Annotated in this window: 15 protein-coding genes and 1 riboswitch; of the genes, 5 read left to right on the top strand and 10 right to left on the bottom strand. The window is 68.7% G+C overall.

The features are described from left to right. The first annotated feature begins 45 nt into the window (after positions 1 to 45). Entirely contained in the window at positions 46 to 273 is a 228-nt protein-coding gene (locus OG303_RS18350) for a hypothetical protein (RefSeq protein WP_405869475.1), read from the top strand. Here OG303_RS18350 and OG303_RS18345 read toward each other — a convergent pair. From OG303_RS18345 to OG303_RS18305, 9 genes are all read right to left on the bottom strand, one after another. Continuing rightward, positions 240 to 719 (bottom strand): hypothetical protein, encoded by a 480-nt coding sequence (locus tag OG303_RS18345; RefSeq protein ID WP_405869474.1) that lies wholly within the window; start codon positions 717 to 719, stop codon positions 240 to 242. The two genes, OG303_RS18350 and OG303_RS18345, sit on opposite strands and share 34 nt — an antisense overlap. Positions 720 to 840: 121 nt before the next feature. Further along, positions 841 to 2,892 (bottom strand): putative Ig domain-containing protein, encoded by a 2,052-nt coding sequence (locus tag OG303_RS18340; RefSeq protein WP_405869473.1) that lies wholly within the window; start codon positions 2,890 to 2,892, stop codon positions 841 to 843. A gap of 404 nt (positions 2,893 to 3,296) precedes the next feature. Beyond that, positions 3,297 to 4,310 (bottom strand): ribonucleotide-diphosphate reductase subunit beta, encoded by a 1,014-nt coding sequence (locus OG303_RS18335; protein ID WP_405869472.1) that lies wholly within the window; start codon positions 4,308 to 4,310, stop codon positions 3,297 to 3,299. Beyond that, positions 4,310 to 6,688, bottom strand: coding sequence for a ribonucleoside-diphosphate reductase subunit alpha (locus OG303_RS18330; protein ID WP_405869471.1), 2,379 nt, complete (start codon positions 6,686 to 6,688; stop codon positions 4,310 to 4,312). The genes OG303_RS18335 and OG303_RS18330 overlap by 1 nt, the downstream gene beginning before the upstream one ends. Positions 6,689 to 6,811: 123 nt before the next feature. After that, positions 6,812 to 6,982: riboswitch (cobalamin riboswitch) on the bottom strand. 335 nt (positions 6,983 to 7,317) lie between these two features. Continuing rightward, positions 7,318 to 8,946: a monocarboxylate uptake permease MctP gene (mctP, locus tag OG303_RS18325; RefSeq protein ID WP_405869470.1), complete on the bottom strand. Its 1,629-nt coding sequence runs from the start codon at positions 8,944 to 8,946 to the stop codon at positions 7,318 to 7,320. Then, positions 8,943 to 9,206: a DUF3311 domain-containing protein gene (locus tag OG303_RS18320; protein WP_405869469.1), complete on the bottom strand. Its 264-nt coding sequence runs from the start codon at positions 9,204 to 9,206 to the stop codon at positions 8,943 to 8,945. The genes mctP and OG303_RS18320 overlap by 4 nt, the downstream gene beginning before the upstream one ends. Positions 9,207 to 9,356: 150 nt before the next feature. Then, a complete protein-coding gene (locus OG303_RS18315; protein ID WP_405869468.1) occupies positions 9,357 to 9,563 on the bottom strand; it encodes a YbdD/YjiX family protein in 207 nt (68 codons plus the stop codon). Beyond that, positions 9,529 to 11,673, bottom strand: coding sequence for a carbon starvation CstA family protein (locus OG303_RS18310; protein ID WP_405869467.1), 2,145 nt, complete (start codon positions 11,671 to 11,673; stop codon positions 9,529 to 9,531). Before OG303_RS18310 ends, OG303_RS18315 begins: the two co-directional genes overlap by 35 nt. Positions 11,674 to 11,874: 201 nt before the next feature. Beyond that, positions 11,875 to 12,639, bottom strand: a complete 765-nt coding sequence (locus tag OG303_RS18305; RefSeq protein ID WP_405869466.1) for a GntR family transcriptional regulator — start codon at positions 12,637 to 12,639, stop codon at positions 11,875 to 11,877. Between the two features lie 407 nt (positions 12,640 to 13,046). Here OG303_RS18305 and OG303_RS18300 point away from each other — a divergent pair, with 407 nt between their 5' ends. The 4 genes from OG303_RS18300 to OG303_RS18285 all read left to right on the top strand — a co-directional run bounded on the left by OG303_RS18300 (position 13,047) and on the right by OG303_RS18285 (position 17,761). Next, positions 13,047 to 14,330, top strand: coding sequence for an extracellular solute-binding protein (locus tag OG303_RS18300; RefSeq protein ID WP_405869465.1), 1,284 nt, complete (start codon positions 13,047 to 13,049; stop codon positions 14,328 to 14,330). 102 nt (positions 14,331 to 14,432) lie between these two features. Next, positions 14,433 to 15,422 (top strand): carbohydrate ABC transporter permease, encoded by a 990-nt coding sequence (locus OG303_RS18295; RefSeq protein ID WP_405869464.1) that lies wholly within the window; start codon positions 14,433 to 14,435, stop codon positions 15,420 to 15,422. Next, positions 15,419 to 16,261, top strand: a complete 843-nt coding sequence (locus OG303_RS18290; protein WP_405869463.1) for a carbohydrate ABC transporter permease — start codon at positions 15,419 to 15,421, stop codon at positions 16,259 to 16,261. The genes OG303_RS18295 and OG303_RS18290 overlap by 4 nt, the downstream gene beginning before the upstream one ends. A 9-nt stretch (positions 16,262 to 16,270) precedes the next feature. Continuing rightward, the gene (locus OG303_RS18285) at positions 16,271 to 17,761 is read left to right on the top strand and encodes a glycoside hydrolase family 3 protein (RefSeq protein WP_405869462.1); all 1,491 of its coding nucleotides are present in this window, start codon (positions 16,271 to 16,273) and stop codon (positions 17,759 to 17,761) included. A 69-nt stretch (positions 17,762 to 17,830) separates the two neighbouring features. On the opposite strand, the gene nagB is transcribed toward OG303_RS18285, so the two are convergent. After that, positions 17,831 to 18,616, bottom strand: a complete 786-nt coding sequence (gene nagB / locus OG303_RS18280; RefSeq protein WP_405869461.1) for a glucosamine-6-phosphate deaminase — start codon at positions 18,614 to 18,616, stop codon at positions 17,831 to 17,833. Between the last annotated feature and the right edge of the window lie 95 nt (positions 18,617 to 18,711).

Here is an 18,711-nt window from a genome sequence, read left to right as displayed (position 1 = left end):
TCCTGCCACTGTTTGTAAGGAGCTAACGGCGCGACAGTGGTGTCTATGGATACGGCACACATCGAAGGACTGATCGCCATGCTGACCGTTCTCGCCATCCTCGTCCTGCTGGTCCTCCCGTCGGTGATCGGCATCGCGCACGACCGTCGTATCGACCGTCAGATCCGCGAGGCCGAGCGAGCCCGCCGGGAGGCCGAGGGCCTCGGCCCGGCCGAGCGCCCCGCGCGGCGCAGGCAGCGCTACTTCACCACCACGGTGACCCACCACTCCTGAATCCCCAGACACGAGACCCGGCCGGACTGCGTGGCGCACAGCGGCCGCGTGGACTCCAGCCGGGTCTTGCCCGTCGATACGGCCTTGTAGGCGGCGCTCGCGTCGCCGGGCAGCAGGACGACCCCGCTGTTGGCCGCCTCCAGGACGGAGCCGCTCGAGGTGACCGGCTTCCACGGGCGCTTGGAGGTTCCGTCCAGGCTGATGCGGACGGTGTCGCCCACTGCCAGGCACACGGTACGGCCGCTGTCGGCGGCACCGATGGTCGACGCCGTCGCACAGCCCGTGGGGCTCGTCGGCGGGGTGGTCGTCGGGTTCTTCGTGGGGGTGGGGGAGGGCGACACGGTGTCGCCGTCCTTGCCGCTGTCGGCCTGCTCGCCGCCGCAGCCGGCCAGGACGAGGGTGAGTGCCGCGAGGGCGAGGGTCGTGTGGCGGATCGTTCGACGCATGGGGGGCCTCCTCTCCCTTCTGACGTGTCACCCACAGATCCGGATCCACGCCGGATCCATGCCGGAGCCCCGGCCGCGAAGGCGGCGACCGGGGCCCGGGGTCATACGGGGTCGAGCGGGGTCAGCTGGTCGTCACGGCGGTGTCGTCGACGACGAAGCTGGTCTGGAGCGAGGAGTCCTCGACACCGCTGAACTTCAGGGTGACGGTGGAGCCGGCGTACGAGGACAGGTCGAAGGACTTCTGGGCGTACCCGGAGGCCTTGTTGAGGTTGGAGTAGGTGGCCAGCGTGGTCGAGCCCGCGGTGACCGTCAGCTTGTCGTAGGCGGTGCTGGTGGACGTCTCCGCGGTGTCGACGTGCAGGTAGAAGGTGAAGGTCGCCTTGCAGCCGGTCGGCACGGTCACCGACTGGGAGAGCGTGTCGGTGTGGGTGGAGCCGTAGCCGTCCAGCCAGGCGTAGTACGAACCGGCGTGCGCCGACTCACCGCTGTCGTTGGTGATGACACCGCTGGACGCGGTCCAGGTGGTGTTGCCCGACTCGAAGCCCGGGTTGCCGAGCAGCTGGGACGAGGTGCAGGTGCCGCCGCCGGAGGTGCTGACCGTCCAGGTGAAGGAGGTCGAGCCGGAGGCGCCCGTGCTGTCGCTGGCGGTGACGGTGACCTGGTACGTGCCCGCGGTGGACGCCGTACCGGAGATCAGGCCGGTCGAGCTGCTGATCGACAGCCCGGTCGGCAGACCGCTCGCGCTGTAGGTGAGGGTCGCGCCCGCGCTGTCGGAGGCGGAGATCTGCAGGCCGGCCGAGCTGCCGGTCGCGGTGGACTGGCTGCCCGGGTTGGTGACGGTCACCGTGTTGCCGGTGCTGGTGCCGGAGGTGAAGGCGGTGGTGCCGTTGGGGGTGCCCCAGCCGGTCGGGCCGTCGTAGCCGGTGGTCGCGGTGCAGAAGTACGAGGTCGAGCAGGAGCCGTTGTTGCCGCTGGTGACGTCGTACAGGTTGCTCGTGTGGCTGTAGGGGTACTTCGCCGGGTAGTCACTGGAACCCGGGGTGCCGGCCAGCGCGTACACGCCCGCGATGATCGGCGACGAGGCGCTGGTGCCGCCGTAGACCGCCCAGCCGGAACCGCCGTAGGTGTCGTACACGGCCACGCCGGTGGCCGGGTCGGCGACCGCCGAGACGTCGGACTCCATGCGCTTGGTGCACCCGGTGTCGGTCTGCCAGCTCGGCTTGGTGTCGTACGCGGAGCAGCCGGACCCCGTCCCCTCGGTGCTGCTGGTCTTCCACACGGACTCGGTCCAGCCGCGGGAGGTGGAGGACGTGGAGAGCGCGGTGCCGCCGACTGCCGTCACGTACTGGGAGGTTGCCGGGTACTCGGCGCCGTAGCCCTCGTCGCCCGCCGAGACGGTGATGGCGACACCGGGGTGCTTGAAGTACGAGGTGTCCTCGCTGGTCTGTGAGGACGACTCGTCGCCGCCCCAGCTGTTGGACACGAACTTGGCGCCGAGCGCCACGGCCTCGTTCTCGGCGGTGCCGAGGTCGGAGTCGGTGGCGGAGTTGGCCTCGACGAGGACGATGTTGCAGTTGGGGCAGACGGCGCTGACCATGTCGATGTCGAGCGCCTCTTCACCGGCCCAACCGGTGTCGTTGGTCGGCAGCGAGGTGGTCGAACCGGTCTGACTGACCTGCTTGAAGCAGCCGTTGGCCTTGGTGCAGGAGGACAGGCCGTACTGCGAGCGGTAAGTGGCCAGGTCCGACTCGGCGTTGGGGTCGTTGTAGGCGTCGACGACGGCAACCGTCAGGCCGGATCCACCCGTTGAGGGCAGGTTGTAGGCGCTGTGCAGGTTGGCCGGGCTGAGGCCGGAGGGTGCGGCGGCGGCGACCGCGGAGGCCAGTCGCTGCCTGATGTCGGTGCGGCGCTGGGCGAAGCAGGACGCGTGACCGGGGGCCGCGGTGGCGCACAGGTGCGTGGTCGGCACCTTCTGGCCGGCCTTGCCGGTCGAGTGGAACGTCTGGCGGTCCGGGGAGGTGAGGGCCTTGGAGTTCTGGGTGACGCGGGAGGTGTGCGTGGCCGCGGGCGCTGCGTGCGCCGGGGCGGCGACGAGTCCGGCGAGGCTGAGGGCGAGAGCGGGCAGGGCGACGGTCAGGAGTCTTCGCAGGCTCCGTCTGGGGTTCTCACGCATAGGGGTGCTGCCTCCGTCGTTGGAGTGGGGTTCCTCGGCGCTGGTGGCAGGCCTGTGACGCGCGTAGCGGCGGCAGTTCGCGATGCCGTCATGGGCATGACACTTTGAGCGTCCTGTGCCGCGTTGTGCGCGACATGACAGGACGGCCAGAAAGTAGCCGGGGGCGACGAGAGCGGAACAGATGCGCCGACAGAACTTTGCCGCTCCATAGGAACACCATGGACGGTCGATGGAGGGCCTATGGACGGTCCATGGACGAGGCGCGGTGGGGCCACTCCAGAACGGTCAGCTCCGGCCACCGCTGTTGCCGGCGCGCGGACTTGGCCTCGTATACGGTCCGCGGGGCGAGCCTTGAGGTGGTGCCGGGTCGGGCTGTGCAGCCCGGCACCACCTGTGACGTACCGTCAGAAGTCCTCGTCGAGGTCGACCGTGCCCTCCACCGCGACCTGGTAGGCCGACGGGCGGCGTTCGAAGAAGTTGGTCAGTTCCTGGACGCCCTGCAACTCCATGAAGGAGAAGGGGTTTTCGGATCCGTAGATCGGAGCCAGGCCGAGACGTACGAGACGCTCGTCGGCGACGCACTCCAAGTACTGGCGCATCGACTCCGTGTTCATGCCGGGGAGCCCGTCTCCGCACAGGTCGCGGCCGAACTGCAGCTCGGCCTCGACGGCTTCGCGGATCATGTCGGTGATCTGCTGGTCCAGCTTGTCGTCGAAGAGGTCGGGCTCTTCCTTGCGGACGGTGTCGACCACCGCGAACGCGGCGTTCATGTGGCAAGTCTCGTCCCGGAAAACCCAGTTCGTCCCGGTGGCCAGACCATGCAGCAGCCCCCGGCTCCGGAACCAGTACACGTACGCGAAGGCGCCGTAGAAGAACAGGCCCTCGATGCATGCGGCGAAGCAGATCAGGTTGAGGAGGAAGCGGCGGCGGTCCGCCTTGGACTCCAGGCGGTCCAGCTTCTCGACCTCGTTGATCCACTTGAAGCAGAACTCGGCCTTCTCGCGGATGGACGGGATGTTCTCGACGGCGTCGAAGGCCGCCGCCCTGTCCTCCGGGTCGGGGAGGTAGGTGTCCAGGAGGGTCAGGTAGAACTGGACGTGGACTGCCTCCTCGAACAGCTGGCGCGACAAGTACAGGCGCGCTTCCGGGGAGTTGATGTGCTTGTACAGGGTCAGCACCAGGTTGTTCGCCACGATCGAGTCGCCCGTGGCGAAGAAGGCGACCAGACGGCCGATCAGGTGCTGTTCGGCGGGCGTCATCTTCGCGAGGTCGGCCACGTCCGAGTGGAGGTCGACCTCCTCGACGGTCCAGGTGTTCTTGATGGCGTCCCGGTAGCGCTCGTAGAAGTCCGGGTAGCGCATGGGGCGGAGAGTCAGTTCGAAGCCCGGGTCGAGCAGGTTCTTTTCGGTGGAGCTCATTACTGGCAGGCCTCGCAGGACTCGGGGTTCTCAAGGGAGCAGGCAATCGCCTCGTCGGAGGTCGACTGCTGTACGGGGATGGTCTTTTCGGGCTGCGCCTGCGCGGCGCGGGCGATGCGGGTCGCCGGGCGCGAGCGCAGGTAGTACGTCGTCTTCAGTCCGGACTTCCAGGCGTACGCGTACATCGAGGAGAGCTTGCCGATGGTCGGCGTCTCCAGGAACAGGTTCAGGGACTGGGACTGGTCCAGGTACGGCGTGCGGGCCGCGGCCATGTCGATCAGGCCGCGCTGCGGGATCTCCCACGCCGTGCGGTACAGGGCCCGTACGTCGGCCGGGATCCAGGTGAAGTCCTGTACCGAGCCGCTCGCCTCGCGCAGCGCCTCACGGGTGCGGGCGTCCCAGACGCCCAGTTCCTTGAGGTCGTTCACCAGGTACGAGTTGACCTGGAGGAACTCGCCGGACAGCGTCTCGCGCTTGAAGAGGTTGGAGACCTGCGGCTCGATGCACTCGTAGACGCCCGCGATGGACGCGATGGTGGCGGTGGGGGCGATCGCGAGGAGGAGGGAGTTGCGCATGCCGACCGCCGCGACCCGGTCCCGCAGGGCCGCCCAGCGCTCCGGCCAGGTCAGCTCCACGTCGTAGTGGTCGGGGTGGAGGACGCCCTGCGCCGTACGGGTCTTCTCCCAGGCCGGCAACGGTCCGTTGCGTTCGGCGAGTTCGGCGGAGGCCTCGTACGCGGCGAGCATGATGCGCTCGGCGATGCGAGTGGAGAGGGCCTTGGCCTCGGGGGAGTCGAAAGGCAGGCGGAGCTTGAAGAAGACGTCCTGCAGGCCCATCGCACCGAGGCCGACGGGGCGCCAGCGGGCGTTGGAGCGGCCTGCCTGCTCGGTCGGGTAGAAGTTGATGTCGACCACGCGGTCGAGGAAGGTGACGGCCGTGCGGACCGTCTCGTCCAGCCGCTCCCAGTCGATGTCACCGGTCGCCGTGTCGACAAAGGCACCCAGGTTCACCGAACCCAGGTTGCAGACCGCCGTCTCGCCGTCGTTCGTGACCTCCAGGATCTCGGTGCAGAGGTTGGAGGAGTGGACGACGTGGCCGGGCTCGGCGGTCTGGTTGGCGGTGCGGTTGGCGGCGTCCTTGAAGGTCATCCAGCCGTTGCCGGTCTGCGCGAGGGTGCGCATCATGCGGCCGTAGAGGTCGCGGGCCGGGATGGTCTTGCGGGCCAGTCCCTCGGCCTCCGCCCTGCGGTACGCCGCGTCGAACTCCTCGCCCCACAGGTCGACCAGCTCCGGCACGTCCGCCGGGGAGAACAGCGACCACGGCTGGTCCGCGTTGACCCGGCGCATGAACTCGTCCGGGATCCAGTGCGCGAGGTTCAGGTTGTGCGTACGGCGGGCGTCCTCACCGGTGTTGTCGCGCAGCTCCAGGAACTCCTCGATGTCGGAGTGCCAGGTCTCCAGGTAGACCGCGGCCGCGCCCTTGCGCCGGCCGCCCTGGTTCACGGCGGCGACCGAGGCGTCGAGGGTCTTCAGGAACGGGACGATGCCGTTGGAGTGCCCGTTGGTACCGCGGATCAGCGAACCGCGGCTGCGGATACGGGAGTACGACAGCCCGATGCCGCCGGCGTGCTTCGAGAGGCGGGCGACCTGGTGGTAGCGGTCGTAGAGGGAGTCCAGCTCGTCCAGCGGGGAGTCGAGGAGGTAGCAGGACGACATCTGGGGGTGCCGGGTGCCGGAGTTGAAGAGGGTGGGGGAGGAGGGGAGGTAGTCGAGGTGGCTCATGAGCCGGTAGAGCGCGGCGACTTCGTCGACGGAGCGGATCGTGTCGTCCTCCGCCAGACCGCTCGCCACCCGCAGCATGAAGTGCTGAGGCGTCTCGATCACGCGACGGGTGATGGGGTGCCGGAGCAGATAGCGGCTGTGCAGGGTGCGCAGGCCGAAGTAGCCGAAGCGGTCGTCCGCCTGGGGGTCGACGAGCGCGTCGAGGCGTTCGGCGTGGACGCGGACGAACTCCGCCGTGCGGTCGGCGATGAGCCCTTCCCGGTGCCCGACCGCGACCGACTCGGTGAAGGACGTGACGCCCTGCGAGGCGGCCTCCGCGGCGATGCTGATCGTCAGCAGACGCGCGGCCAGCCGCGAGTACACGGGGTCCTCCGAGATGAGGCCGGCGGCCGCCTCCGTGGCCAGTTCGCGCAACTCCGTCTCGTCCGCGCGGGCGGACCGGCCGCGCAGTGCCGCGGCGGCGACCCGGCCGGGGTCGGCGTCGCGGAGGTCGGCGGTCAGCTCGGTCAGGGTCCGCAGCAGCGCGGTTCCGGGACCGTCGGTCCCGGCCTCGGTCGCCTCGGTCGCTGAAGCCGGTTCGGCTGGCGCGATGGTCACGGTGGGGCTCTCCCTCGCTCGGCAGTGGGCCAGGCGGAGGGCAGGAGGCAGCACGCGAGCGCGCACGGCGTCGCGTCCACCGGCCCATTCCACGAGGCCCGGACGTCAGGGCACCCGGACCGGAGGGCCGGGCACGCTGTCGGCAGGTCCTCGGACTGACGCTCGTACACGGCTGCCCCAGGGGCAGACATGCACAAGTACACCGTTGCGGGACAGTTCCGGATTCGCACCGGATTCCCCTGCGACGACAGCGAGCATGAGCATACATCTTGTGCCGGGTGGGAACAGCACCCCCATATGTTGTGTCGTGGCGACTTCGGAGAGTGTCAGAACGTCAACTCATAGGTGAGCAGCGTGAGGTCGTCGTGGTCCGCGAGCGGCTGCCGGTCCCGCTGGGGGCACGGACGAAGCCCAGGTGCTCGTAGATGCGGTGGGTGCCTTCCCGTGCGGGGTCACGTCGTGCAGTTCATCGCCGGGATCACCGTGTTCACGCGGGTGTGTGCACGAAGAGCGGGCCGCCGGTGGTCTTGCTTTCCGGCGGCCCGCTGCGGGTTGTGTGTGGGTGGTGGCTGGTCGCGCCCACGCGGCGGAGCCGCATGTCGACGCAGCCCCCACCCACCTTTGGGGTGCTAGTGCGACGCCCCTGCCGTAGCCGGCGGCAGTTCCGCCTGGACTCCCGGGTCGCCCGCGTCCGCCGTGTAGTCCTCCGGGTTTGTCTCGTCGACGCCCTCCGGGGCCTTCAGTGCCTTCAGGGCGAAGGTCAGGACCACCGTCACCACCACGTTCAGTACGAAAGCGGTGAGGCCGATGTAGCCGATCTCACCGATGCCCGGGATCTCCTTCGACGAGCCGCCGAAGTGCTTCTGCGTCGGCGAGGCGACGCCGTACGCGGCGAGGGTGCCGTAGACCATGCCGACCGCCCAGCCCGCGAGCAGCGCCCAGCGGTGGAACCAGCGGGTGAACAGGCCGCCGACCAGGGCCGGGAAGGTCTGCAGGATCCAGATGCCGCCCAGCAGTTGGAAGTTGATCGCGACCGTCTTGTCCATGGTGAGGACGAAGGCGAGCGCGCCCACCTTCACCAGCAGCGAGACCAGCTTGGAGACCTTGGTCTCCTGCGCCGGCGTCGCGTCCGGCTTGATGAAGTCCTTGTAGATGTTGCGGGTGAAGAGGTTCGCGGCCGCGATGGACATGATGGCCGCGGGCACGAGCGCGCCGATGCCGATCGCCGCGAAGGCCACGCCCGCGAACCAGTCCGGGAACATGTCCTCGAAGAGCTGCGGGATCGCCAACTGCCCGTTGGTGACCTTGACTCCGGCCGCGATCGCCATGAAGCCCAGCAGGGCGAGCAGGCCCAGCATCAGCGAGTACAGCGGCAGGATCGTGGTGTTGCGGCGGATCACGTCACGGCTGCGGGACGACAGCGTCGCCGTGATCGAGTGCGGGTACATGAAGAGCGCGAGCGCGGAGCCCAACGCCAGCGTGGCGTACGTCCATTGGCCCGGCTCGCCGGGGGCCAGCGCGCCGCGTGGCGCGCCCGTCGCCGGGTTGGTCTGTGCGAACGCCGCGCCCGCTTTGGCGAAGATGTCGTCGAACCCGCCCAGCTTGATCGGGATGTAGATGATCGCCACCGCGATGACGAGGTAGATCAGCCCGTCCTTCACGAACGCGATCAGCGCGGGAGCCCGCAGGCCCGAGGAGTAGGTGTAGGCCGCCAGCACGCCGAACGCGATCAGCAGCGGCAGGTCCTTCACGAACCAGTTGGTGTTCTCGCCGCCGCCCACGCCCATCACGTCAAGGACGGCCTGGATGCCGACCAGTTGGAGCGCGATGTACGGCATCGTGGCCAGGATGCCGGTGACGGCGACCGCCAGCGACAGACCCTTCGAGCCGAAGCGGCCGCGCACGAAGTCCGACGTTGTCACGTACCCGTGCTTGTGCGAGACCGACCACAGCCGCGGCAGGAACGTGAAGATCAGCGGATACACGAGGATCGTGTACGGCACCGCGAAGAAGCCGGCCGCGCCCGCCGCGTAGATCGCCGCGGGAACGGCGACGAAGGTGTACGCCGTGTACAGGTCGCCGCCGAGCAGGAACCAGGTGACCCAGGTGCCGAACGACCGTCCGCCCAGGCCCCATTCGTCGAGGCTCTGCTCGTTCTCGGCCTTGCGCCAGCGTGCCGCCAGGAAGCCCATGACCGTGACGGCCAGGAAGAAGAAGATGAAGACGCCGAGTGCGACGCCGTTCACGCCGTCCTTCACTGCGACGCACCGCCCTTCTGCGCGGCGCGGGCGCGCTGGTCACGCTGCCACAGCTGGTACGCGATCACCGTCAGTGCCGTGGAGATCAGCACCCACAGCATCTGGTACCAGTAGAAGAACGGGATGCCGATGAACGCCGGGTCCACCTTGGCGTACGAACCCACCCAGAGCATCGCCACGAAGGGCGCGAGAAGACAGAGTGCGATGACCACCCTGACCGGTGTCACCACCGGTGGTCTCGCTTCGGACACATCTGACATATCGCGGCTCCGTCCCCTCACTGATCACCTGTGATCACGTGTGTAATGCGCAGGCAATCTAGGTCACGGTGTCGCGCAAGCGGAAGACCTCGTCCGGATATCGGTATGTCGATTCCGTGAAGGCCCGACATCGGTGTCAACGACACCGTGTCAGCAGCAGCGGAAGCCCTGTCGTGGGTCCTCCTCCTGACGGTCGGTCCGCATCCGCTCGAACTCGCGCCGGGACGGCACCGCGGCGTCCGGATGGTCCTTGCGTACGTGCGCCACGTACCGGTCGTACGCCGACTCGTCCGTCAACTCCCGCACGTACCAGCGCACACCCCTAATCGCCCGGCGCAGCAATACCGACGACCGCACGGCGCTCCTCCTCCTTCTCCTGCCGGGTCGGGATGAGCCCCGCCGGGGCGGTGATCCTCGACTCGACGTACGGCGACTCGCTCAGCGCGGACAGCGCGGGGCGGCGCACGTGCCGGACGCAGACCCGCAAAGCGTCCGCGATCACCACGACGATCAGGACCGCGAGGACCGCCGCAAGGACGCCGTCCACCGTGGAGTTGGTGACCACGGTGTGCATGTCGTCCATGTTCTTGGCGGGCGGCAGCACCTTCCCGGCGTCGATGGCGTCCTGGAACACGGACCGCTGCTTGAAGAAGCCGACCTTGGGGTCGCTGGAGAACACCTTCTGGTAGCTGGCGGTCAGGGTGACCGTCGCGTCCCAGGCGAGCGGAACCCCCGTGATCCAGGCCCACTTGAGCCGCCCGGACTTCACCAGCAGGGTCGTGCAGACGGCCAGGGCGACCGCGGCGAGCAGCTGGTTGGAGATGCCGAAGATCGGGAAGAGCTGGTTGATCCCGCCGAGGGGTTCATGGACGCCGACCCAGAGGAAGTACCCCCACAGCGCGCACACGATCCCGCTCGTGATGACCAGGCCCGGCTTCCAACTCACGTTCTTGAAGGGCCTGATGACATTGCCCAGCATGTCCTGCAGCATGAACCGGCCCACCCGCGTACCGGCGTCCAGCGCGGTCAGGATGAACAGCGCCTCGAACATGATCGCGAAGTGGTACCAGAAGGCCCGGAGGCCGCCGCCGGTGACCTTGGAGAAGATCTCCGAGACGCCCACGGCGAGGGTGGGGGCGCCGCCGGTGCGGGACAGCAGGCTCGCCTCCTCGACGTTCTTCGCGGCCTGGGCGAGCTCGGCGGGGGAGATGCTGTAGCCCCAACTGCTCACCACCTGCGAGGCGTTCTGCACCGTGGTGCCGATCGCGCCGGCCGGTGCGTTCATCGCGAAGTACAGCCCCGGGTCGATGATGCTCGCCGCGACCAGCGCCATGATCGCGACGGACGACTCCATCAGCATGGAGCCGTAGCCGATCATCCGGACCTGCGTCTCCTTCTGGATCATCTTCGGCGTCGTACCGCTGGATATCAGCGCGTGGAAACCGGACAGCGCCCCGCAGGCGATGGTGATGAAGACGAAGGGGAAGAGGGAGCCCGCGAAGACCGGGCCGTCGCCGCGCGAGGCGAAGTCCGTCACGGCGTCCATCTTCAGTGTCGGCAGCGTGATGACCACGCCCAGCGCGAGCAGCCCGATGGTGCCGATCTTCATGAAGGTGGACAGGTAGTCGCGGGGTGCGAGGAGCATCCACACCGGCAGGATCGAGGCGATGAAGCCGTACGCCACCAGGCAGACGACCAGCGTCGAGGGCGCGAGGGTGAACGCGGCGGCCCACGACGACTCGGCGACCCAGCGGCCCGCGACGAGGGCGAGCAGCAGCAGGGCCACGCCGATCAGCGAGACCTCGGCGACCCGGCCCGGGCGCAGCACCCGCAGATAGAAGCCCATCAGCAGGGCGATCGGGATGGTCATCGCGATGGAGAAGGTGCCCCAGGGCGAGGCGGCCAGGGCGTTGACGATGACCAGGGCCAGCACCCCGAGCAGGATGATCATGATGGCGAACGCGGCGATCAGCGCGGCCGCCCCGCCGAAGGGGCCGATCTCCTCGCGGGCCATCTGCCCCAGCGACCGCCCGTCCCGCCGCGTGGAGAAGAACAGCACCACCATGTCCTGGACCGCGCCCGCGAAGACGACACCGGCGATGATCCAGATCGTGCCGGGCAGATAGCCCATCTGCGCGGCCAGGACCGGGCCGACGAGGGGTCCGGCGCCGGCGATCGCCGCGAAGTGGTGGCCCAGCAGGACGCGGCGGTCGGTGGGGTGGAAGTCGATGCCGTTGTCGAGGCGTTCGGCGGGCGTGGCCCGGTTCTTGTCGACTTTCAGGACCTTGTACGCGATGAACTTCGCATAGAAGCGGTAGCCGATCGCGTACGTGCCGAGGGCGGCCGCCACCATCCAGGCGGCCGAGACGTTCTCGCCCCGGGCGAGCGCGAGTACGGACCAGCCCGCCGCGCCGACCAGCGCGACGACGGTCCAGATGACGATGGAGCGGACGTTCGCGGTACGCACTGGGATGTCCTCCCGTCCATGCGGCGACGGGAGGAACGTAGAGCAGGAACAGCAGTTGCGCTACACCGCGTGCAGGGCGCTCCGCTGGTTGCGCCGTGATGCCGTCGATCGACTGCGGGGCCGTTGTGGCTGGTCGCGCCCCGCGGCGGAGCCGCTGTGGATGCAGCCCCGCGCCCCTTCGGGGCGCTCGGTTCAGGGCGCTCAGTCGACAGGCCGCTTCAGGCGGGCCACGAACTTGTAGCGGTCGCCCCGGTACACCGACCGTACCCACTCCACCGGCTGTCCCTCCCGGTCCAGCGAGTGGCGGGAGAGCATCAGCATCGGCAGGCCCACGTCGGTGCCGAGCAGGCCCGCCTCGCGCGGGGTGGCCAGTGAGGTCTCGATGGTCTCCTCGGCCTCGGCGAGGTGGACGTCGTACACCTCGGCGAGGGCGGTGTAGAGGGACGTGTACTTGACCAGGGAGCGGCGCAGTGCCGGGAAGCGCTTGGCGCTGAGGTGGGTGGTCTCGATGGCCATCGGCTCGGCGTTGGCCATGCGCAGGCGCTCGATACGGAGCACCCGGCCGCCGGCCGTTATGTCGAGGAGCTCGGCGAGACGGTCGTCGGCGGTGATGTAGCCGATGTCCAGGAGCTGCGAGGTGGGTTCGAGGCCCTGGGCGCGCATGTCCTCGGTGTACGAGGTGAGTTGGAGCGCCTGCGAGACCTTCGGCTTGGCGACGAACGTGCCCTTGCCCTGGATCCGCTCCAGACGGCCCTCGACGACCAGTTCCTGGAGGGCCTGGCGCACCGTGGTGCGGGAGGTGTCGAACTCGGCGGCCAGGGTGCGCTCGGGCGGTACCGGCGTGCCGGGCGACTGCGTCTCCGTCATGTCGAGCAGGTGCTTCTTCAGGCGGTAGTACTTGGGCACGCGCGCGGTACGGACGGTGGCCCCACCCTCGTTCTCCGCACTGCTGACGTCGGTGCTCATGCTCTGCCTTCCCGGCTCCGGGTGCCGAAGCGACCGACTCCCGTCGGCCACGGCTCACATCGTGGCACGGCTCCGGGCGGGCTTGGCCCCGCACGCTCCGTGATCCCCTCTGTATACCGTCGCAATCTCTGCTGGTCTAGTCCACAACGCCAAGTGGTCTGCCGGAGGCATGTCGGACGAGCCGGTGTTTTCGACGGGTTCTTACTTAAAGGTTCCTGCATATGTAGGTCGCATAACGGCTGGTCGGAGGCTTTTCGGCCACTCTTGACAGGCCTGATGGTCTGGTCCAAGCTCCCCCTACTGGTCTACACCATTGGTCCAGTCCCGGCCCCATGGGCGGTACGTGCTGCGACGCCGGTCACCGCGGGGAGGCAGGGGGGTTTGTGGCATCCCTTGAGGAGGGTGGCGTGAAGCGCAAGCTGATAGCCGCGATCGGTATCGCGGGCATGATGGTCTCGATCGCGGCGTGTGGGGGAGGCGACGACAACAGCTCTTCCAACAGCGGCGCGGACGCCAAGGAACTGACCGTCTGGCTCACCGTCGACGCGCAGAACAACTGGCCGGGCCTGGTGAAGGCGGCCGACGCCGCGGTCAAGAAGAAGCACCCCGGCATCAAGATCAACCACGAGTACTACGGCTGGCCGGACAAGAACACCAAGCTCGACGCGGTCCTGGCCACCGACAAGGCCCCCGATGTGGTCGAGATGGGCAACACCGAGATGCTCAGCTACATGGTCAAGGGTGCCTTCGCCCCCGTCGACGCCTCGAAGTTCACCAACTCCTCCGCCTGGCTCGACGGCCTCAAGGCCTCGGTGACGTACGACGGCAAGACCTACGGCGTCCCCTACTACGCCGGCACCCGCGTCGCCAACTGGCGCAAGGACGTGTTCGCTTCGGTCGGCGTCAAGTCCACGCCCAAGACGTACGCCGAGCTCACCTCCGCCCTGGACAAGGTCCAGAAGAAGGAGGGCGACAAGTTCTCCGCCTGGTACCAGCCCACCCGCGACTGGTACGCCGCCATGTCCTTCGTCTACGACGCCGGCGGCTCCATCGCCAAGGAGTCGGGCGGCCAGTGGAAGGGCACCCTCTCCTCGCCGGAATCCGTCAAGGGCCTCACCGCGTTCAAGAACGTCGTCGACAAGTACATGCACGGCGACAAGACCAAGGACGAGTCGGACCGTTACATCGTCTACGGCCAGGGCAAGTCCGGCATGATCTTCGGCGCGGCCTGGGAGGGCGCGACCTCGGCCGACCCGAAGAACGACAAGACCGGCAAGCTCAAGAACAACCTCGAGAACTTCGTGATGCCGGGTCCGTCCGGCAAGAACATGCCCGTCTTCCTGGGCGGTTCGGACCTCGCCATCCCGGTCAAGTCGAAGGCGCAGGCCGTCGCCGCCGAGTGGATCAACGCCTTCACCGGTCCCTCCGGCCAGAAGGGCCTGATCGCCAAGGGCAACCTGCCCAACAACAAGACGGACCTCGCGACCCTGAAGAACGACCCCGCGACGGCGGTCCCGGCCACCGCGGCCGAGTCCAACTGGTTCGTCCCGATGGCGCCCGGCTGGGGCCAGGTCGAGAAGGCCCAGATTCTGCAGACCATGCTGCAGGACATCGGCACCGGCAAGAAGTCGGTCGAGGCCGCCGCGAAGGATGCGGACACCGCGATCGACAAGGTCATCAACACCAAGTGACCTGAGAGCAGGGCTCTGTCGCACCGGCAGGGCCCTGCTTCCCGTACGACCCGTGCGGGCTTCGCTTTCGTACGACCTGTAGGGACCGCTGAGGAGCGCGCGATGAGTGCCGCAGATACGACCACCCCTGCCAAGGTGCCGCCGCCGCGGCAGGCGCCACCACCGCCGGCCGTGGTGAAGAAGCCACCCAGAGGCCGGACTTCGGGCGGGGCGGCCACACCGTGGCTGCTGCTCGCCCCCTGTCTGCTGATCCTGGCGCTCGTCCTCGGCTATCCGCTGGTCCGTCTGGTCACCCTCTCCTTCCAGAAGTTCGGGCAGTCCCAGCTGTGGGGCTTCCAGCCGGCCGAGTGGGTCGGGTTCAGCAACTTCACCGGAGTGCTGGGCGACGGCGAGTTCTGGGCGGTCGTCGTACGGACGATCCTGTTCGCGGCTGGTGCGGTCGTCTTCACGATGGTCCTCGGCATGCTGATCGCGCTGCTCCTCCAGCGGGTCTCCGGCTGGGTGAAGACACTGGTCAACATCGTCCTGGTGGCCAGTTGGGGCATGCCCATCATCGTCGCCACCACGGTCTTCAAGTGGCTGTTCGACGCCGACTACGGCATCCTCAACGCGCTGCTCAGCAAGCTGCCCGGGGTGGACCTGATCGGCCACAACTGGTTCGCGAGCGGGCCGCAGGGCCTGACCGTGATCATGCTGCTCGTGGTCTGGGGAGCCGTCCCCTTCGTCGTCATCACGCTCAGTGCCGGACTCACCCAGGTCCCGGCGGAGCTGGAGGAGGCGGCCCGGCTGGACGGCGCGGGCTCCTGGAAGGTCTTCCGGTACGTCACCCTGCCCATCCTCAAGCCGATCATCGTGATGCTCACGACGCTGTCGGTCATCTGGGACATGGGCGTCTTCCCGCAGGTCTTCGTGATGCGCAACGGCCACCCGGAGGCCGACTTCCAGCTCCTGACCACCTACTCCTACGACCGCGCCTTCGTGGTCAACGACTATGCGCAGGGCTCGGCGATCGCCCTGATCACCGTGCTGTTGCTGCTCGGCGTGGTCGCCGTGTACATGCGCCAGATGCTGAAGATCGGAGAGGTCGAATGAGCGCGCTTGCGACCGCGGGGCCGCGGAAGTCGAAGGCCGGCTGGAACCTCCTCGGCCTCCTCGTCTTCCTCACGGCAGGCTTCCCCGTCTACTGGATGCTCAACACGGCATTCAAGCCGGCCAAGGACACCATCGACCCCGACCCGAGCCTGCTGCCGACCGGCATCACGCTGTCCAACTTCCAACGCGCCCTGGACATCGCGGACTTCTGGGGCCCGGTCTGGCGCAGCCTGGTCGTCTCCCTGTCCGTCGTGGCGATCGGCATCGTCGTCGGCATGCTGGCCGCGCTCGCCATCTCCCGGTTCGCCTTCCGCGGCCGCAAGATCGTGATCGTCGGCATCCTCGCCGTGCAGATGGTCCCGCTGGTCGCCATGATCATCCCGATCTTCCTGCTCCTGAACGACCTGGAGCAGTACGACAAGCTCTCGGGCCTGATCATCACGTACCTGACCTTCATCCTCCCCTTCACGGTGTGGACGCTGCGCGGCTTCATCGTCAACATCCCGAAGGAGCTGGAGGAGGCGGCGATGGTCGACGGCTGCAGCCGCACGGGCGCCTTCGTCCGGGTGGTCTTCCCGCTCCTCGCCCCGGGCATGGTCGCCACCTCGGTCTACGGCTTCATCCAGGCGTGGAACGAATATCTCTACGCCCTCATGCTGCTCAGCCAGAAGAACCAGACCGCGACCGTCTGGCTCGGCAACTTCACCACCAAGCACGGCACCGAATACGCCCCGATGATGGCCGGAGCCACGATGATGGCCGTGCCGATCGTCGTGCTGTTCCTCCTCGTCCAACGCAAGATGGCCGCGGGCCTGACCGCGGGCGCAGTGAAGGGATAACGCCCACCGATGACGACTTTCGCCAGCGGCACAGACACCCTCACGCGTGATGCGCTGACCATCCTCCAACCCGGTTTCACCGGCACGACCGCCCCCGACTGGGTGCTGCGGCGCCTCGGTGAGGGCCTCGCCTCGGTCGGCCTGTTCGGCCGCAACATCGCCTCGCCCGAGCAACTGGCCGCCCTGACCGCCCAGTTGCGCGCCGAACGCGACGACGTCCTCGTCGCCATCGACGAGGAGGGCGGGGACGTGACCCGCCTGGAGGTGCGGACCGGCTCCAGCTTCCCCGGCAACTACGCGCTGGGCACGGTGGACGACGTCTCGCTGACCGAGGAGGTGGCCGCCGAACTGGGCCGCCGCCTCGCGGCCTGCGGCGTCAACCTCAACTGGGCCCCGTCGGCCGACGTGAACTCCAACCCCTCCAACCCGGTCATCGGCGTACGTTCCTTCGGCGCCGACACCGACCTGGTCGCCCGGCATACCGCCGCCTATGTGACCGGCCTCCAGTCCGCCGGCGTCGCCGCCTGCACCAAGCACTTCCCGGGCCACGGCGACACGGCGGTCGACTCCCACCACGCCCTGCCCCGCATCGACGTGGACGCCTCGGTCCTCCAGGCGCGCGAACTGGCCCCGTTCCGCGCGGCCATCGCCGCCGGCACCCGGGCGATCATGACCGCGCACATCCTGGTCCCCGCCCTGGACCCGGACCGCCCGGCGACCCTCGCACGCACGATCCTCACCGATCTCCTGCGCGGCGAACTCGGCTACGACGGCCTCATCGTCACCGACGGCATGGAGATGCAGGCCATCGCGGCCACGTACGGCATCGAGCGGGGGAGCGTCCTCGCCGTGGCCGCCGGTGCCGACGCGATCTGCGTGGGCGGCGGCCTCGCCGACGACGAGACAGTACGACGCCTGCGCGACGCCCTCGTCTCGGCGGTACGCACCGGCGAACTCCCCGAGGAACGCCTCGCGGACGCGGCGGAACGGGTACGGGCCCTGGCCCGCTGGACCGCCGCCGCGGCGGGGCCGGCCGACGCGGAACACACCGCCGACCCCCAGGTGGGCCTGCGCGCGGCCCGCCGCGCCTTGAAGGTGACCGCCGCCGAGCACTTCACCCCGCTCACCGAACCGCCCTACGTCGCCGCCCTCACCCCCGTCGCCAACTTCGCGGTCGGCGACGAGACCCCCTGGGGCGTCGCGGCGGAACTCTTCCGCCTCCTCCCCGGCACGGAGACCGGCAGCTTCGCCGGCGAGAAGGCGGGACGGGCAGCCCTGGACGCGGCCGGCCCGCGCCGCATCGTGGCCGTCGTCCGCGACGAACACCGCCATCCCTGGATGGCAGCGGCCCTCGACATCCTGCTGGCGGCCCGCCCCGACACCGTCGTCGTCGAGATGGGCCTGCACCAGGCCGTCCCCCGGGGCGCCCTCCACATCGCCACCCACGGCGCGGCCCGCGTCTGCGGCCGAGCGGCGGCGGAGGTCATCGCGGGGGTGTAGTTCCACCCGGACACGAAAATGCCGGCCGCCCCATCCCGGGGCGGCCGGCGTTTTCGTACTTCCCGCCGGTCAGATCCCCTGCCAGTCAGGCTTGTTGACATAGGTGTGCCGGAAGTAGTCGGCCAGCTTCAACTTGGACGCGGCACCCTCGTCGACAACCACCGTGGCATGCGGGTGGAGTTGCAGCGCGGAGGCCGGGCACACCGCGGCGACCGGCCCCTCCACGGTCGCGGCGACCGCGTCCGCCTTGCCCTCTCCCGTCGCCAGGAGCACCAGGTGCCGGGCCTCCAGGATCGTCCCGATGCCCTGCGTGATCACGTGATGCGGCACCTGCTCGATGTCGCCGTCGAAGAAGCGCGCGTTGTCGATGCGGGTCTGCTCCGTCAGCGTCTTGATCCGGGTGCGCGAGGCGAGCGACGAGCACGGCTCGTTGAACCCGATGTGCCCGTCGGTCCCGATCCCGAGCAACTGCAGATCCACCCCGCCGGCTTCGGCCAGCGCCCGGTCGTACGCCTCGCACGCACCCTGCACGTCCTCGGCCGTCCCGTCGGGCCCCATGAACGCGTCCATCCCGATCCCGAGCGGCTCCAGCACCTCACGCCTGAGCACCGAACGGTACGACTCCGGATGCTCGGCCGGCAGTCCCACGTACTCGTCGAGCTGCGCGATCCGCGCCCGCGAGGCGTCCACGGCACCCGAGCGCACCTTGGCCGCGAGCGCCTGGTAGATGGGCAGCGGGGTCGAGCCGGTGGCCACGCCGAGCAACGCCTCGGACTTGCGCCTCAGCAGCTGCGCCATGGCCTCGGCGATGAGCTCGCCGCCCGACTTGGCGTCCGGAACGATGACAACTTCCACGCTGGCCTGCCGTTCTGAAGAGGAGACTCGAGGAGGACCCGGGAGGGCTATGTGGTTTAGACCAATCTAACAGAATCGCCTCCTGCGCCCCAGGG

It is taken from the genome of Streptomyces sp. NBC_00005 (assembly GCF_045160215.1).
GTDB lineage: Bacteria > Actinomycetota > Actinomycetes > Streptomycetales > Streptomycetaceae > Streptomyces.
The sequence above is the reverse complement of the archived record's forward strand: the minus strand, read 5'-3'. Positions and strand labels throughout refer to the sequence as shown.

Bases quoted from the DNA above. Each gene is read 5' to 3' on its own strand.
- OG303_RS18350 (WP_405869475.1), top strand. From the start codon at position 46: ATGGATACGGCACACATCGAAGGACTGATCGCCATGCTGACCGTTCTC.
- OG303_RS18345 (WP_405869474.1), bottom strand. From the start codon at position 719: ATGCGTCGAACGATCCGCCACACGACCCTCGCCCTCGCGGCACTCACC.
- OG303_RS18340 (WP_405869473.1), bottom strand. From the start codon at position 2,892: ATGCGTGAGAACCCCAGACGGAGCCTGCGAAGACTCCTGACCGTCGCC.
- OG303_RS18335 (WP_405869472.1), bottom strand. From the start codon at position 4,310: ATGAGCTCCACCGAAAAGAACCTGCTCGACCCGGGCTTCGAACTGACT.
- OG303_RS18320 (WP_405869469.1), bottom strand. From the start codon at position 9,206: ATGTCAGATGTGTCCGAAGCGAGACCACCGGTGGTGACACCGGTCAGG.
- OG303_RS18305 (WP_405869466.1), bottom strand. From the start codon at position 12,639: ATGAGCACCGACGTCAGCAGTGCGGAGAACGAGGGTGGGGCCACCGTC.
- OG303_RS18295 (WP_405869464.1), top strand. From the start codon at position 14,433: ATGAGTGCCGCAGATACGACCACCCCTGCCAAGGTGCCGCCGCCGCGG.
- OG303_RS18290 (WP_405869463.1), top strand. From the start codon at position 15,419: ATGAGCGCGCTTGCGACCGCGGGGCCGCGGAAGTCGAAGGCCGGCTGG.
- OG303_RS18285 (WP_405869462.1), top strand. From the start codon at position 16,271: ATGACGACTTTCGCCAGCGGCACAGACACCCTCACGCGTGATGCGCTG.